Source organism: Flavisolibacter ginsenosidimutans (genome assembly GCF_007970805.1).
GTDB classification, from domain to species: Bacteria; Bacteroidota; Bacteroidia; order Chitinophagales; family Chitinophagaceae; genus Flavisolibacter; species Flavisolibacter ginsenosidimutans.
This window is the reverse complement of record NZ_CP042433.1, coordinates 285,969-301,410: the sequence shown is the minus strand read 5'-3', so window position 1 is coordinate 301,410 and position 15,442 is coordinate 285,969. Positions and strand designations below refer to the sequence as shown.

13 protein-coding genes are annotated in these 15,442 nt (G+C 47.1%); 5 read left to right on the top strand and 8 right to left on the bottom strand.

The genetic code is table 11. From position 1 onward, the window contains the following. Positions 1-123: 123 nt before the first annotated feature. A complete protein-coding gene (locus FSB75_RS01090) occupies positions 124-468 on the bottom strand; it encodes a 4Fe-4S dicluster domain-containing protein (protein ID WP_146781590.1) in 345 nt (114 codons plus the stop codon). Between the two features lie 54 nt (positions 469-522). Here FSB75_RS01090 and FSB75_RS01085 point away from each other — a divergent pair, with 54 nt between their 5' ends. Together FSB75_RS01085 and FSB75_RS01080 are read left to right on the top strand one after the other, a co-directional pair. Then, positions 523-1,521: an acyl-CoA reductase gene (locus tag FSB75_RS01085; RefSeq protein ID WP_146781588.1), complete on the top strand. Its 999-nt coding sequence runs from the start codon at positions 523-525 to the stop codon at positions 1,519-1,521. 157 nt (positions 1,522-1,678) lie between these two features. After that, entirely contained in the window at positions 1,679-3,211 is a 1,533-nt protein-coding gene (locus tag FSB75_RS01080; RefSeq protein WP_146781585.1) for a S1C family serine protease, read from the top strand. A 79-nt stretch (positions 3,212-3,290) separates the two neighbouring features. On the opposite strand, the gene FSB75_RS01075 is transcribed toward FSB75_RS01080, so the two are convergent. From FSB75_RS01075 to FSB75_RS01060, 4 genes are read right to left on the bottom strand one after another with little or no spacing between them, the layout of a single operon-like run. Then, the gene (locus FSB75_RS01075) at positions 3,291-4,457 is read right to left on the bottom strand and encodes a serine hydrolase domain-containing protein (protein ID WP_146781583.1); all 1,167 of its coding nucleotides are present in this window, start codon (positions 4,455-4,457) and stop codon (positions 3,291-3,293) included. A 58-nt stretch (positions 4,458-4,515) separates the two neighbouring features. Then, on the bottom strand, positions 4,516-5,841 hold the full coding sequence (locus FSB75_RS01070) for an amidohydrolase family protein (RefSeq protein ID WP_146781582.1): 1,326 nt from the start codon (positions 5,839-5,841) through the stop codon (positions 4,516-4,518). A 40-nt stretch (positions 5,842-5,881) separates the two neighbouring features. After that, complete coding sequence (locus FSB75_RS01065) at positions 5,882-6,292, bottom strand: four helix bundle protein (RefSeq protein WP_146781580.1); 411 nt, start codon at positions 6,290-6,292, stop codon at positions 5,882-5,884. A 48-nt stretch (positions 6,293-6,340) separates the two neighbouring features. Further along, positions 6,341-9,388, bottom strand: coding sequence for an amidohydrolase family protein (locus tag FSB75_RS01060; protein ID WP_146781578.1), 3,048 nt, complete (start codon positions 9,386-9,388; stop codon positions 6,341-6,343). An 85-nt stretch (positions 9,389-9,473) separates the two neighbouring features. Here FSB75_RS01060 and deoC point away from each other — a divergent pair, with 85 nt between their 5' ends. Next, on the top strand, positions 9,474-10,142 hold the full coding sequence (deoC, locus tag FSB75_RS01055; protein ID WP_146781576.1) for a deoxyribose-phosphate aldolase: 669 nt from the start codon (positions 9,474-9,476) through the stop codon (positions 10,140-10,142). Positions 10,143-10,319: 177 nt separating this feature from the next. Next, positions 10,320-10,772 (top strand): SPOR domain-containing protein, encoded by a 453-nt coding sequence (locus FSB75_RS01050; protein WP_146781575.1) that lies wholly within the window; start codon positions 10,320-10,322, stop codon positions 10,770-10,772. A 492-nt stretch (positions 10,773-11,264) separates the two neighbouring features. On the opposite strand, the gene FSB75_RS01045 is transcribed toward FSB75_RS01050, so the two are convergent. Together FSB75_RS01045 and FSB75_RS01040 are read right to left on the bottom strand one after the other, a co-directional pair. Beyond that, positions 11,265-11,504 carry a hypothetical protein gene (locus FSB75_RS01045; RefSeq protein WP_146781573.1) on the bottom strand — a complete coding sequence of 80 codons (240 nt, stop codon included), beginning with the start codon at positions 11,502-11,504 and terminating at the stop codon, positions 11,265-11,267. Between the two features lie 69 nt (positions 11,505-11,573). Further along, a complete protein-coding gene (locus FSB75_RS01040) occupies positions 11,574-12,932 on the bottom strand; it encodes a S8 family serine peptidase (protein ID WP_146781571.1) in 1,359 nt (452 codons plus the stop codon). A 273-nt stretch (positions 12,933-13,205) separates the two neighbouring features. Here FSB75_RS01040 and FSB75_RS01035 point away from each other — a divergent pair, with 273 nt between their 5' ends. Then, on the top strand, positions 13,206-13,385 hold the full coding sequence (locus FSB75_RS01035) for a hypothetical protein (RefSeq protein WP_146781569.1): 180 nt from the start codon (positions 13,206-13,208) through the stop codon (positions 13,383-13,385). 113 nt (positions 13,386-13,498) lie between these two features. Here FSB75_RS01035 and FSB75_RS01030 read toward each other — a convergent pair whose 3' ends face one another. Continuing rightward, on the bottom strand, positions 13,499-15,418 hold the full coding sequence (locus FSB75_RS01030) for a T9SS type B sorting domain-containing protein (protein ID WP_146781567.1): 1,920 nt from the start codon (positions 15,416-15,418) through the stop codon (positions 13,499-13,501). Between the last annotated feature and the right edge of the window lie 24 nt (positions 15,419-15,442).

Sequence of the window (15,442 nt, the reverse complement as noted above, 5' to 3'; positions counted from 1 at the left end):
GCAGGAAATAAGAAAGGTGAAGTCTGTTGAGATCTTCACCTTTTTACAACAGGAAATATCACCTGTTTGAATTAAGCAGTTGGGAACTGCCTTGAGGTTTGTGAACTAAAGGTAATGCGTTTATCAATGCATCCGTTCTTTTTTTGCCAGCAATTCTTCCACGGTTTCGCGGTACATTTCGTCGGGTACGCAGCAGTCCACGGGACACACCGCCGCGCATTGCGGTTCTTCGTGAAAGCCTTGGCACTCCGTGCATTTAGTGGGAACAATATAGTAGGTATCCACAGCGATCGGGGCATTGCGTTGGGCGGCGTCAACAACGGTTCCGTCAATTAAAGTAAAATCACCTTTTACGGAAGTACCATCGGCGATGGCCCATTCCACGCCGCCTTCATAAATCGCGTTGTTCGGGCATTCCGGTTCGCAGGCGCCACAGTTGATACATTCTTCGGTAATCTTTATAGCCATAAGTCTTCGTTGCTTTGTTGTGAAGTAGTTTTGCAACAAAAATAATCGCGGGGAATGAATTTACAAGAAAGAAAAGATTTGTTGATAAGGCTCGGAAGCCTTATGGCTTCGGATGACGAAGGCTGGCAAAATGCAAAACGGAAAGCGACGGCCGAAAACCCCTGGTTCATTCCTGAGTTTATTAATCTTTCGGTCAACAACATCGTTGAACAGTTTCTATCCGAAGAAGCGCTGCAAGGCCTGATCGGCCGCTACAAAATCACCGAACCTTTGCAGCCAAAAAAAGTAGGCATTGTGATGGCGGGCAACATTCCGCTGGTGGGCTTTCACGACCTGATGTGCACTTTGTTGACGGGACATTACGCAATGATAAAACCTTCGTCAAAAGACGAGGCGCTTGTCACTTTCCTGATTAAAAAACTGAAAGAATTAAACCCGGACGCAATACCTTATTTCACTGTTAGCGAGATGCTTAAAGGTTGCGATGCTTACATTGCTACGGGCAGCAACAATTCCTCTACTTATTTTCAATATTATTTTAGCAAATACCCGCACATCATTCGCAAGAACCGAACCTCTGTTGCTGTTTTAACCGGAAATGAAACAGACGTAGAGCTTGCAGCACTCGCCGATGACGTTTATCAATTTTTTGGTTTGGGTTGCCGCAACGTGACGAAGATTTTTGTGCCGCGCAACTTCAATTTTGAACGGCTGCTCACCGTCTTTGAGAAATACGATTATTTAACCGATTACCAGAAATACAAAAACAATTACGATTATCACCTGGCAATTCTTTTGCTCAATCACAAGCCCTACATGAGCAACGAGAGTCTTTTGCTGGTAGAAGACAGTTCGGTCTTCTCTCCCATCAGCCAATTAAATTATGAATACTACTCCGATTGGGAAAGTCTTAAGCAGCGGTTGAAAGACACAGAACAAATCCAATGCGTAGTGAGCAAAGATTCCGTTGCTTTTGGCGCAGCGCAGCAACCCAGCATCTGCGACTTTGCCGACGGCGTGGACACGGTGGAGTTTTTGCTGTCGTTAAGTTGAGGTATAGTTTGATACAAGAGACCGTAAAAGAAGTACGAAACTTGTAGTATTTGTTAAACTGGCCGAACGGTAACGTATTTGAACTGACACATTGTTATTTTGTCGGGCAAAGGCATGTATTTTGAAACACTTAACTCACCGATAAAGCAAACGAACTATGAAATTTAAACAAGTCTTGTTGATCGTTGCCATCAGCGCCACTTCGGCAGTAGGAAGCGTGGCACTGTACAACAAATTCACCCGCAACCCTGTGGCCGGTGTGGGAACAGCAGAAAACGGTTTGCCTGCTAATTATGCAGGCTACTTTGACGGGAAAGTTTATTCCCCCGCCGATCCCGTTGACCTGACAAAAGCTGCCGCCACCGCAGCTCCCGCCGTGGTTCACATCAAAACAAAAATTCCCGCAAAAAAAATTTCCAACGACCTGCCGCGACGCCGCAGCAACCTGGATGATTTTTTCGACAACTTCTTTAACGATTACGGCCCCAACATCATTCCCGAGCAAAGAGCGTCGGGCAGTGGCGTTATCATTAGCGAAGACGGTTACATTGTGACCAACAACCACGTGATTACAAACGAAGCCAACGGCAACGTTGCGGACGAGATTACCGTAACCATGTCGGACCGCAAGACCTTTAAAGCAAAAGTCATTGGCCGCGACCCCAACAGCGACATTGCCGTTTTGAAAATTGACGGCAGCAAACTTCCTTTCCTTGTTTACGGCAATTCTGATCAAATAAAACTCGGACAGTGGGTACTGGCTATCGGTTACCCGCTGACGCTTGATGCCACCGTTACCGCCGGCATTGTTTCGGCAACGGGACGCACCATTGACATCAACAAACGCAATACGAAGAAGGGCGAGACGCCGATTGAATCCTTTATTCAAACCGATGCGGCCGTGAACCAGGGCAACAGTGGCGGCGCGTTGGTAAACAGCGACGGAACGCTCATCGGCATTAACTCCGCCATTCTTGCGCCTACCGGAACCTACGCCGGTTATTCCTTCGCCATTCCGGTGAACATCATTAAAAAAATTGTGGGCGACATCATTCAGTTTGGCGACGTACAAAGAGGTTACCTCGGCGTAAGCTACATTCCTACCGATGGCTTGAACGACGAACAAATCAAAAGCCTCGGCATCCCCACAAACATTGAAGGCGTTTACGTTTCAGAAGTTCCTACGGACGGTGGCGCTTATGCTGCCGGTCTTAAAAAAGGTGACGTGATCACCAAAGTAAACAACACTCCCGTTGCTTCGGGTATGCAGATGAGCGCACAAATTGCAGGCTTCCGTCCCGGCGACAAAGTGCCCGTAACGTACATGCGCAACGGCAAGGAACTCACTACCCAAATTACACTAACAAAGAAAGCAACACCCGTCGTTACCAACATCAGCGCACGACTCGGCGGCGATCTGGCAACGCTGGATAAAACCAAAGCATCGCGTTACGGAATTGGAGGCGGCGTGATCGTGAACAAGATAAACCCGACAGGCGTATTGGCGAATGCCAAAATACAACCGGGCTTTGTGATTACGGGTATCATTACCAGTGAAGGTGAAATGGAGATCAGCAGTCTGGATGACTTAAACGAAGCATTGCAAAATCGTTTCGGTACGGTAAGGGTAACGGGCGTTTATCCCGGCTATGGCGAAGCGTACACCGTTCCGCTGAACCTTGGGCAATAAAACGCAAAACGATAAACAAAAAGCGGTCAACTTTGACCGCTTTTTTATTTGTATAAAGGATGTCAAAAGGACTTTGCCGTTATTTCTTTTGCAAAGAATTCACCACAATTTGTATCATTTCGCCAATCTTCGATGGCTCTAACCAGCGGGCAACAATCACCAGGTCATCTTCGCTGTCCACCACCACAAAATTTCCACCGAAGCCTTCGGCCGCGTAAATGTTTTTTGAAACATTGCCAAGATGGTTTTCCGCATTGGTCCACCACATGAGGCCATAAGATTTGTTGGCAAAGGAAGATTGATGCACGGCGTCTGTCCATTGCGAAGAAATCAATTGCTGCTCTTTCCATTTTCCCTTGCGGCAAAACAGCAAGCCAAAGCGAGCCTGGTCAAATGTGTTGATGAAAAGACCACCACCAAAATGACCGCCACCACTTACCGATTGCATCATCAGGCCGTCAACGTTCACAAAAGAATTTTCATAGCCATACCAACGCCAGGTTGTGGAAGCGCCAATCGGGTCCATCAGCTTTTCTTTCAGCACCATTGGCAAAGGCTTTCGCCAAACCTGCAACAAGGCGTAAGCGGTTAAATTCACCCGCACGTCGTTGTACTTGAACACCGTGCCCGGTTCGTTCAATTTGCGGTTCCTCCAATTGTCAATGCCGCCGGTTTTCGGCGGACGATCGGCCCAATCACAAACGTCAAACAAACAACCCGACCAGTCGGAAGATTGCGTAAGCAAATGTCGCCACGTAATTTTTGCATTGTGCCCGCCCTCAAATTTTTCATCTGTTACGTATGCGGCTACTTTGTCGTCAATGGTTTTTATCAGCCTCGCATCAAGAGCCAAGCCGGCTACTGTAGAGAGATAAGATTTGGTAGCACTGAAGGTCATATCCACGCGGTTTGCATCGCCCCATTCGGCAACGATGTATCCGTTTTTGATAATGAGCCCTGCAGGCTTGCCGCGTTCTTTCATGGGCCCAAGCATCCGGTAAGCGGGTTCATTAGCGTAAGCCTTTAAATTGGCAATGCGCAAATCATAATCTGTTTTCGATTCGTTGCGAAGCGCAAAGGATACGGCACTGTCAACCGCCTGCGCACTCATCCGCAATTCTTCAGGCTTTTTGTGCAGCCAAACCGAATCGGGATAATAAAGCTTTTGCGCGGATGCATAAAAATGAAACAGTAAAAAGGCAACAAGAAAAATAAAGGCAACAAGAAAAATTTTAAAACGGTGCATTTCTAAAAATAAATAAATACGGTTAAAAAAAGAGGATGATTGCTCATCCTCTTTCTGTTTAAAATGCGTCTTTCACGCCCAATTTCTTTTTGTACTTGTCGTACAACTGGGTTTGATGACTTTCCAAACTAATCTCGCGGCCCTGAATAAAAGCCTGCGTGATGTTGTTGGTGCGCATGTCTAAAATATCGCCGGTGCTGATAACGATGTTGGCATCTTTGCCTACTTCGATGCTACCGGTTTTATCACCCACGCCCAAAATTTTTGCCGCATTAAGTGAGATGGCGGCCAGCGCTTGTTCCTTGGTTAATCCATAAGCCACAGCAGTGCCTGCGTTAAACGGAAGATTGCGGCCGCGGGTTTGTCCGTCATCGTCATTGATGGCAAAGTTGACGCCGGCTTTTTGCAAAAGCGCCGCCGTTTTGTAAGGCTGGTCCACGTCGTCATCGGGAAGTATCGGAAGGCTGTGCGGCTGGCTTAAAATAACCGAAATGTTGTTTTGCTTCAACAGGTCGGCAACTTGCCAACTGTCTTCACCACCAACAATCACCATGTCAAGATTAAACTCCTTCGCCATATCAACCGCCACCAAAATTTGCTTCACCGTGCTTGCGTGAACAAACAATTTTTGCGAACGATCAAACAAGCCTTTTACGGCCTCGTATTTCAGGTTTGTTTCCTCCGGCTTCTTCACGCCGTTGTAAGCTTTTGCTTCGCGAAGAAAAGCCTTGAAGCCATCAATCTTTTCCAAGGCTTCTTTTACCGGATCGGCAGGCGCTTCTCCACCCGCGCCACGGCCGCCACCGCCGCCAAAGCCGAAGCGTGGGCGTGGAAGAAAAGAAGGCATGTTGAAATGAAGGCCGTTGTCGGTTTTGTATGCGGCATCTTCCCAGTTCCATGCATCCAATTGCACCACAGAAGATGAGCCGCTCAACATGCCGCCTTCGGGTGCAACCTGCGCCAATAGAATACCGCTTGGCCGGAGAGTGTTGATGACCTTGTTCTCGGCATTGTAAGCAATGATGGAGCGAATGCTCGCATTCATGTCGCCAATCTCGCGAACATCACTCGTTGCTCGAACAGAGTTCACGTCAACAAGACCAAGATTGCTGTTGGCTAAAATCAAACCGGGATAAACCTGCTTGCCTTGTGCGTCAATTGTTTTCGCGCCGGCTGGCGGTGTTACGCTTGCACCCACGGCCGTAATCTTTCCATTAACCACAACGATAGAGCCGTTGTTAATCACTTGTCCGTTGCCAACGTGAATAGTGGCATTGGTAATCACTATCGGTTGCGATTGCTTTGGCGCAGGTGCTATTGTTTCCTGTGAACGAACAGTCATCAAAAAACACAAAGCAGAGAAACTTAAAAATATTTTTTTCATTGATTTTATTTTTTGTTCACATGTTTACCTGTTCACCTGTTCACTTGTTGTCTTCCTTTCGGGTCATATACTTCGTTCCTTTGAGTTCAGAGGTTTGCAAGTAATCAATAAGCTTTTGTAACCAGTTAATGATTTCTTTAGACAAAGCAAAGAGTTCATCAAATTCCGGTTTCTGGATGTAATTACGATCCGTCGCTCGATAGAGTTGTGAGCGAAACTCTCCGCATGATCCTTTGGCGATATATAAAAATTGAAGAAACTCTTTGTTACCGCTTCGTTCAAAGCCTTCGGCAATATTGTCCATAATTGAACCGGCGGATCCTTCAATTTGGTTGATCAGCCGGAAGTTGCTTTTAAACCTGCCGGAGTCAATAAAGTTTCCAACAAGCATATTCAACTCCCTCGCCTTTTGCCAAGCGTGTATTTCTTCAAATGTTTTAAACGTTGCCATACGAAGAAACTAACAAGTGAACATGTAAACACGTGAACAAGTGAACAATTAATTGCCGTCTTCTACAGCCAGTATGCCAAAGGCATGATGGTCTTCGCCACAAGTTTGGATTACCTGGTAACTTGGTTGAACCGATTGAACCGGCATTCCACGTTGCTTTTCGCCGTTCATCTTTTTCACGATGCGCATTCTTTCTGCAGCAATTTGCTTTTCCATTTGTGCATCTTTCTCGCGGTCGAAATAAATTGTTCCGTCAACAATGGTGTAGAGCGATTTTGCATAAATGCTCAACGGATGATCGCTCCAAACAACAACGTCTGCGTCTTTGCCCACTTTGATGCTGCCAACTTGTTTGTCAACGTGCAACATTTTTGCAGGGTTGATAGTGACCATTTTCAACGCATCAATTTCCGTCATGCCGCCGTACTTCACACTTTTGGCAGCTTCCTGGTTTAAGCGTCTTGCCATTTCCGCATCATCAGAATTAATGGCTACGTTCAAACCGGCTTTCTGCATCAGGTAAGCATTGTAAGGAATGGCATCAACGACTTCCATTTTGTAGTTCCACCAATCAGAGAAAGTAGAAGCGTTTGCACCGTGTGCCTTCATTTTATCGGCTACTTTGTAGCCCTCCAAAATGTGCGTGAAGGTGTTGTAGTGATAGCCCATTTTATCGGCAATGTGCATTGCCATGTTGATCTCGCTTTGCAAATACGAGTGACAAGTAATGAAGCGTTTGTTGTTTAAAATTTCAGCCAACGCATCCAGTTCCAAATCGCGGCGAGGCGCAGGACTCTTTTTGCCGCTGTTGTTGTATGTCTTCCATTCACGTTCGTAATCTTTTGCTCTTGTGAACGCATCTTCCAACACTTGCTCTACGCCCATGCGGGTATCAGGGAAACGATTGTTTTGGCCGGCTTGCGTGGGGGAACGTTTTACGTTTTCGCCCAAAGCAAATTTGATGAAGCCATCGGCGCCTTTAAACTTCAATCCTTCGTCATCAGCGCCCCAACGCAATTTGATCAATTGCGTTTGTCCACCAATGGTGTTGGCAGAACCGTGTAAGATGTGCGATGTCGTTACACCACCGCTCAACTGGCGATAGATATTGATGTCATCCGGATTCAGGTTGTCAGCGATGCGAACTTCGGACGTTACACTTTGCCCGCCTTCGTTGATGGATGCAGCCGCGATGTGCGAGTGTTCGTCAATGATGCCCGGCGTTACAAATTTGCCCGTTGCATCAATCACTCTTGCACCTTCGGCAGAAAGATTTTTTCCGATGGCTGCAATCTTGCCGTTCTTCAACAGCACATCGGTGTTTTGCAAGATGCCGGCATCCTCGCTTGTCCACACCGTTCCGTTTTTAATCAGAATCGTTTCTTGCTTTGGCATCTGCCCTTCTTCCCAACCATAAGGCAGAAAAGGATACGTAACTTTTCCTAAAACCATCGGACGTTTTCTTGCACTGTCTCTTCTTTCCCTTATTGAATCTTGCGTGGCCGAATAACGTGCAGACCAGGTAAAGCGATTGCCTGCGCTGTCTTCGCCGTATCCCGTCCATTCGTTGCCGTTCACGGTTCCCGTCAGGCGAAGGTTTGCATCGCCTCTTCTTTCGGGCGCCACGTTAATGCGAACGTTGCGGCCGTCATAATAAAAGCGGGATGTAACGGTGTCTTTGCCCAACAGCGTCGTTGCTTGCGTTGGCGTTTTAAAATCCAACAGGTAATTCGCGGTGCCGGATGGCGTTGTCAATACAAGATTGTATTTGCCGCGCATCTCGTTGTACACTTCGTCTTTTACGTTGTGCTTGATGCCTTGAATCCAGTTTTGATAGATAGTTGTGCGTTCGCCAAAAATTGGCCCGCTGGTGATTAAAAAGTTGGCGAGTTTGCCAGCTTCCAAACTTCCCACCATGTTCGAAATCCCCAAAACTTCAGCGGGTGTTTTTGTCAACGCAATCATTGCAGCTTTCTCACTCAGTCCATAATTAATGGCGGTGCGAACGGCTGTTAGAAAGGTTTTGGAATCCCGCAAATCCGAAGTGGTTAAGCAAAACGGGATGCCTGCTTTTTCAAAGGCTGCAGGATTTGTTGGCGCCAACTCCCAATTTTTTAAATCAGTCAACGAAACAAAACGTGCATCGGCTGGATCTTCCACATCCTGCGCCTGCGGATAGTTCAGCGGGAGAATGAACGTGGCTTTTGTCGCCTTCATATCGTCCATACGCTGGTACTCGTTGCCGCCGCCTTTGATGATGTATTGTACGCCGGCTTCGTCGCCAATGCGGTCAGCACGCAGGTCGTTCCATTTATCACCCGCATCAAAAATTTGCGGCAGGTTTTGGTTGTTGTTCCAGGCTTCCAAACTCAGGTTCACACCTTCCTTTGAAGCGCCGCCCGATTTGTACCATTGCGCATCCAGGTAGCTTTGGCGCAACAGCGCAATCATGCCCATCATCGAACCGGGATAGCTTTGCGTGGACGAGCCTTTGTTGAAGGAATAATTTGCTGAAGCCCTTTGCTTTAGCATCGCCAGGTTTTCTTTTTCATCGGCAAGGGTAACAACCGTTCCGGTGCCACGGGCAATGCCGTCCTTTACGTGCGTGAGCACGGTGCCAAAGCCAAGGTCACGCAAGGTTTTTGCCTTTGCTTCATCGGCTGCAAAAATTTTATAGGCATCTACTTCGGGGCGTACGGCCTGGTTCCAGCCGTAAGCGCCTTTGGTGTTGGTGGTAATTTGTCCGCGGGCAAAAAAATCAAAGCCGCCTTGTCTCGCCTGAACGGGCGGTGTGCCGTAATCGCTGTAAATGTCAATAAACGACGGATAGATGTACTTGCCTTTGGCGCTGATTTCAATGGCGCCGTCGGGCACTTTCAGGCCCTGTCCAACGGCCACGATTTTTCCGTCTTTAATAATCAGCGTTGCGTTTGTGATGGTGGTGTTCGCGTCTTTTACAATGGTGGCGCCGGTAAACGCATAATGCGTGTACTTCGGATCGGCGACGTCGTTTACAGGAAACGTCGTTTGCGTTTTGCCAAGGAGTGAAAGAAGCGAAGCGCCACAGAGCAAAAGAAATTGTCTGGTTCTTCTCATGTGTTACGTTTTTAGATTTACTTTGAGGCAGGTGTTGCGCAGTCTCGAGTTCAACACCGGAGGCCTTAAAAATACAGTATTTCCCATGTCGTTAGCCCAATTTATTGATCATACAATTTTGAAAAACACGACCACGATTGCTGACGTTGACAAAATTTGCGAAGAAGCCGTACACCACAGCTTTGCGGCCGTTTGCGTACCTCCGTATTTTGTAAGCGACGCAAGAAAACTGCTGGAAAATTCGGCAGTGAAAGTGGCCACGGTGATTGGTTTTCCGTTTGGCTATCATCATTACAAAACCAAATTGGAGGAAACCAATATCGCCATAGAAGAAGGCGCTGATGAATTGGACGTGGTGATGAATATCGCCGCGTTTAAAAGCAACGACCTTGCTTACGTGGAAACCGAAATCGGCGTTCTTTCAAAACTGACAAGCGATAAAAGCAAAACCTTGAAGGTGATCATCGAAAGCGGCGTTTTATCCGATGAAGAAATTGTTCGCTGTTGCGAAATCTATCAGCATTACCCGGTGCAGTTTTTAAAAACATCCACTGGCTTTGGCGGCGAAGGTGCATCGGTACACGCGGTTCAGCTCATGCGAAAACATTTGCCGGCGAGCATTCAAATTAAAGCCAGCGGCGGCATTCGCACCGCTGAATTTGCACAGCAGTTGATTGATGCCGGCGCCACCCGCCTGGGTTGCAGTGCCGGCGTTGCCATTGTCAAAGGCGAAAGCGGCAGCGGGAATTACTAAGTGAAATCTAACGCAAAAAAGAAGTCGCTCTTCAAAAGCTCTTCATCAGTGAAAGACATTTTTAAATTCAGCGTTCTATATTTTACATTCTACATTTTACAATTTTCCTCTCTTCCTTAACAAAAACGCTGCTGAACCCGGACGTATTTTTGAGCCATCGGCGTAAATTGTTTCCGCATGAAAAAACTTCTTCTTCTTCTTTGCTTGTTCGTTGGCGCGGCTTGTTTTGCACAGGATACAATTGCGTATGATGGACCGGCTGTGATTGTACACAAAGATCCGCGGCTTGATTTGCTGGTGAAGAAACAAGCTTACATCAACATCACAGCAAAGAAAGCATCAGGACATACCATGCGCGGCTATCGGCTTCTCGTCATCAATACCAATAGCCGCGATGAAGCCATCGCTGCCAAAACAAAAATCTACACGCACTTCCCCGACCAGAAAGCGTACCTTACTTATCAATCGCCTTTCTTTAAGCTAAAGGCCGGCAATTACCAAACACGCGACGAGGCCAAACGTTACCAGGAATTGATGAACACTATTTTTCCCAAAGGCGTTTTCATCATCAGCGACACCATTGAAGTAAAGCCGGAAAAAGAAGCCGAGGAAAGTCCTCTGGTTCCTTAAAGAGGAATCTATATCAACTTGCAATCGGCAATTTCCAATAAGCAATACGCAACGCTGTCGGGTCTTTGTCAGGTTGCCAATTGCCTATTGCAAGTTGCTTATTGATATAAGCCTTCGTAATCGCCCTTTTAATTGCCGTCATTGCACTCTGCTCGTTTTACAAGAGGCGTTTGCGCTATCAATTAAACGCATCATGAAAACAGCAAACAAAATCCTCATTAATGTTGAAAGCACAATTTACGTTCCGGAGAAAGTGTGGCAATATTGATCGGCACCCGAGTACATTACGCAATGATGTTAAGCCCCCGGCGACTGGCGAACCATTCTTGACAGTTTAAAAAACTGCGTGGAGGCAAATAGCTGATTGTATTTTTTGCAAGCAATTTGCAAAGCAGTCACGGCCAACTTTTCACTTTCAATTTTTCACAAAAAAAGAAAAAGCACGAGCCAACAAATTGTTTTGCTCATGCATTCAGTAAACTAGAAACCGCTCTACCAAGTAAGGTCAGAGTTTGGAGGCCCAATGTTGATTTCGTGCGATGGTTCTATTGAAGAAACGCCTTTTATTTTCATCGCTTGCGTTTTCATGTCCTCGGTGCCTGTACCAACAATTTGCCCAATGGCCTCAAGTTTCGAATCAATTGTGAAGCCTTTTTTTTCCAACTCTTTGGCGATGTCGTTTAAAGACTGGTCACCAGAGGTGACAACAATCCATTGTTTTTTTTCTGGCATAAAATGGTTTTAAAGAAAGTACCCGTTGAAAAAAAATCCAACGGGTACAAAATTAAAGCAGCGACCATCTTATGGTGCCTGCACAAGCCCTGCGCCAACCCGTGTAGCGGGGTATGGAAGATGCTTGGCTGTTGCCTGTAGTTTCTTCCACAAATTAAGTGCACGAAGATTGGGCGAAGTTTCTGCCCAAAGTGCAGCGCAACCCGAAACGTGCGGTGTGGCCATGCTGGTTCCGCTGATGATTTTGTAACGTACCGGCATGTACCAGGAAGAAAAGACATCAACGCCCGGACCTGCAATTTCAATCTTCCCAAAATCCGAGAAGGAAGCGGGCCGCAGGTTTTGGTCAAGTGCAGCTACCGACATGATGGTTGGCGAATTGGCCGGAGCTCCGGTTGGTGCGGCAGCATTGCCTGCGGCGGCAATCATCAGAAGGCCGTTGTTTAGTGCCGATTGTCCGGCGGCGGTGTAAGCAGCTTGTACTCCTGTTTGTGCACCGAGCGACATGGAGATGACGGGACAGCGATTGGCGATGGCCCAGTTCATGCCGGCTAATACGGTTGCCGTTGTACCCGAACCATTGTTCTGTAAAACTTTTCCAATAAACATCGAAGCACGATAGCCTATTCCATAGCGCGGTGTTGTACCAGCGGGTGCTTTGGGTCCACATGCAGTGCCGGCAGTATGCGTTCCGTGTCCGTTTAAATCCTGTACCGGCTGGCCTACGAACGTTGCGCTTGCAATTGGCCGTCCGATAAAGTCGGGATGATTTAAAGCGAAGCCGGTATCCAAAACGGCTACGCGGATGCCCAATCCGCTGCGAACACTCGGCGGCACTTTGCACACATTCAAGCCCCAGGTTGCACCCACCACTTCGGCTTCTACTCCTTCTTCAATGGCGCCTTCCTGATCAAAACCAAATTCACGTGCGATCATTTCGGCTGCCTGCAAAAAGCCGCGCAAAAAATCACCTGATGTCTTTTCGGTTTTGGTGCCGTAGGTGCGCATAAATTCACGGGTTACCTGGTCGGAAAAAGCAAAGTATTCAGGTTCGATTGTTTCGTACGGACTGTCTGTAGTCAGTTCAGCTTGTGCCGTAAGGCTGCGTGATTGTGCGGCACCTCCACTAATGAGTGCAGCGCCGATTTCCGGGAAATGAAAAACATCGGCATCATCGGCGGCTTCTAAAACGGCAGCTTGGTCTTTGAAATCGCGAGCATCGGCAACACGCAAACCGTGTTCGCTGCTAAACGAATCCAGTGCTGCTTCGCCGGCTCCTTCTTTGAAGGTAACAATGTAACGGCCGGTTTCGAGTGTATCACTGCCACGTTCCAACGCCGTTGTGAGCAATTGTTCAACGGATGCTGAAGTAGCAGTGGCGCCATTGTTTTTCGGATTTGTGTTTGGTGAAGCTTTTTTCTTTGCCATAACGTTAGGTTTTAGAGTGAGAGAATGGTTTTGGGACAGTGTTTGGCTTACCACTATCTAAGCTAAAATATTAAAATCGTATTCGAAATTAATTTTATACAAGCTCATCTTTGTTTTTTGATGTGCAATCTGTTTCACAAATGCAGTTCATTCTGCTAAGTAAATGATAGTTGACTTCTGATAAATTGACCGCAATTATCATAATGCCTGTTTGTTATCATTGGCATATTGTTTGGAATTTTACTTGCGTGTGTGAATTAAAATTCAATGACTATGGAGAATTATGAAAAGTATTTCAAGTTGGGAATGATCACGGTGATGACAGCAATGAAAAAAACCTTATCCATGTATCCTGAAGGAATCAACCAAAAACAAGTGGCCGATATGTTGGATGAGTTGGATCAGCAATTGGGCATTAAACAAACAGAAATGGAATTATTAAAGAGAGCCTGATGTTTGTTTTGGATTGGGGATGAGCAATGCAAATTTGTTTGTGATAATGAAAGATAAACTTCTTCAGGTTTTGATCGAGTGCCCGCTTTGAAGACGTTGTTACTTGTCCTGATTTATCTTATTAATACACTCGTGCCTTTTCGGGTGTAAATGCGTCCATCGGAACCAATGCCTTCGGCTATCCAAACAACTACGCCGCTTGGCTGCGGCACACCGCCTACTTTGCCGTCCCATTCTGCGCTGGCAATTCTTGTTTCGTGCAGCAATTGTCCCCAGCGATTGTAAATACGGAAATAAGTTAGTTGCTTAATCCCCATTAGTACAGGGCGAAGAATATCGTTCATTCCGTCGCCGTTTGGCGTAAACGCGGTAGGCACAAAGATGTCGGCTTGCGGTACGACTTTCACCAATTGCGTGTCCACCGTAACACAGCCGGTAACGGTTTCAATGCGGATAGTGTAAGATTGTTCCGTCGCACCTTTAAACATTGGTGTTACAGAAGAAGGATTGTCGAGATAAGTGGAAGGTTGCCATAAAACGCTTGTCCCAAAAGTTCGGGCTTGCAATGAATAAGGGAGGTTAATGGCAGCGTATTCAACAGGGTAAGTGATGCCAGGCTTTGCCTGGTCAATCAATACGGATTGTGACCGGGTATTGACGGTGCAGCCAAGATTACTTGAAAGTACCGCCGAGTAAGAGCCTGTCTGTGTAACCTCGTAACGCGGCTTGTTTGCGCCGGTTACAGGAACGCCATTTTTATACCATTGTATTTTGTCGGCCGCTTGTACATTTAAAACGGTGCTATCGTCGTTGCCCAAACAATAAACCGTTTTGCCAAGCACGGTTAATGTACTGTCGAGAGATGAAGAACGAACTACTACCGAGTCCTGATTGCGGCAGCCACCGCCGCTGCTTCGGACCGTAAGTAAATAAGTAGTTGTTGTTTGCGGGCTTGCCAACGGATCCGCAATATTCGGATCACTAAGCCCGATGGCCGGGCTCCAACTATACACCACTTCGGGCTTGGGATTTTCGCCAATCATTACCGGTTCGTTGCCGCAATAAAGTGCGTCTGAACCTGCGTGGGCACGCAACTTCAGCGTATCCACCAACCGCGCATACAAAGTATCAATGCAACCGTAACCATTATAGGGAATAACTTCAACAGCAACCGTTGTTCCTACAGGCGGCGGCGGATAAAAACGCAGCCTTTGTTCGTTGCCCAGTACTTGTGTAAAGTTGTTGTTGTACCACGTATAGTTTTGATAACCGTAAGGCGCCGTAACGGTGACGGCTGTATCATCTGCACAAAACGTTGCGCCTACAAATTCGCTGCTGCACTCCGAGTTTACGTCAATGTAAGCATAGCCGAAATGCCGGCGGAAGGTGCAATCGGCGGTTTTAAAAAAAAGCTTGATGGTTTTGCCGGCAAGGTGGTCAAGGTTGATGGAAACGGCCGACCAATCCTTACACCATATCGGCGTTCCGTCGGGTCCTTTGGTGGATGATTCAAAAAAACCGGGAAGAATGTTTCCAAACGGAATAAAGGTGAGCGACGAACAGGATATTATTTCGTTATCGGTTACGTTGGTTATTTCCACTACCATCCTCGGTTGCTGCGATACTTCGTGTACCGGGTCTTCAAATACAACCGCGTATTGGTAGATGAGTGAATATTCGTTGCGGTTTGCAGGGATGGCAAACTCGTATGAAATGCCTTCGGCTTCGCCGCCTCCCTGGTCGTTGCCCAGACGAATGGAGTGCCGGCTCCCGTTCGGGCAATGGACCGAAAAGCCGCCATAAGGATCCGTTTCGCCTGTGCTGGCCGTGTACATCGTATGCCTGTTGAAGGTTGGTCCAGAAACCGTAAGATTAATTTGGTTGACACCGCCAACCGAAGCCGTAAAGCCCGTGTAGCAAGTCCAGTTGTTGAAATTGCCCGCTTCAAAATCTATGTTGGGCGGGCAGCCTTGCGCCATCATTTCTACATAAAAAAAACAAGCCGCGAGGCTCATTAAAAAGGCACGGAGCAACGGCTGGTGTTTCTTGCAAGTTGT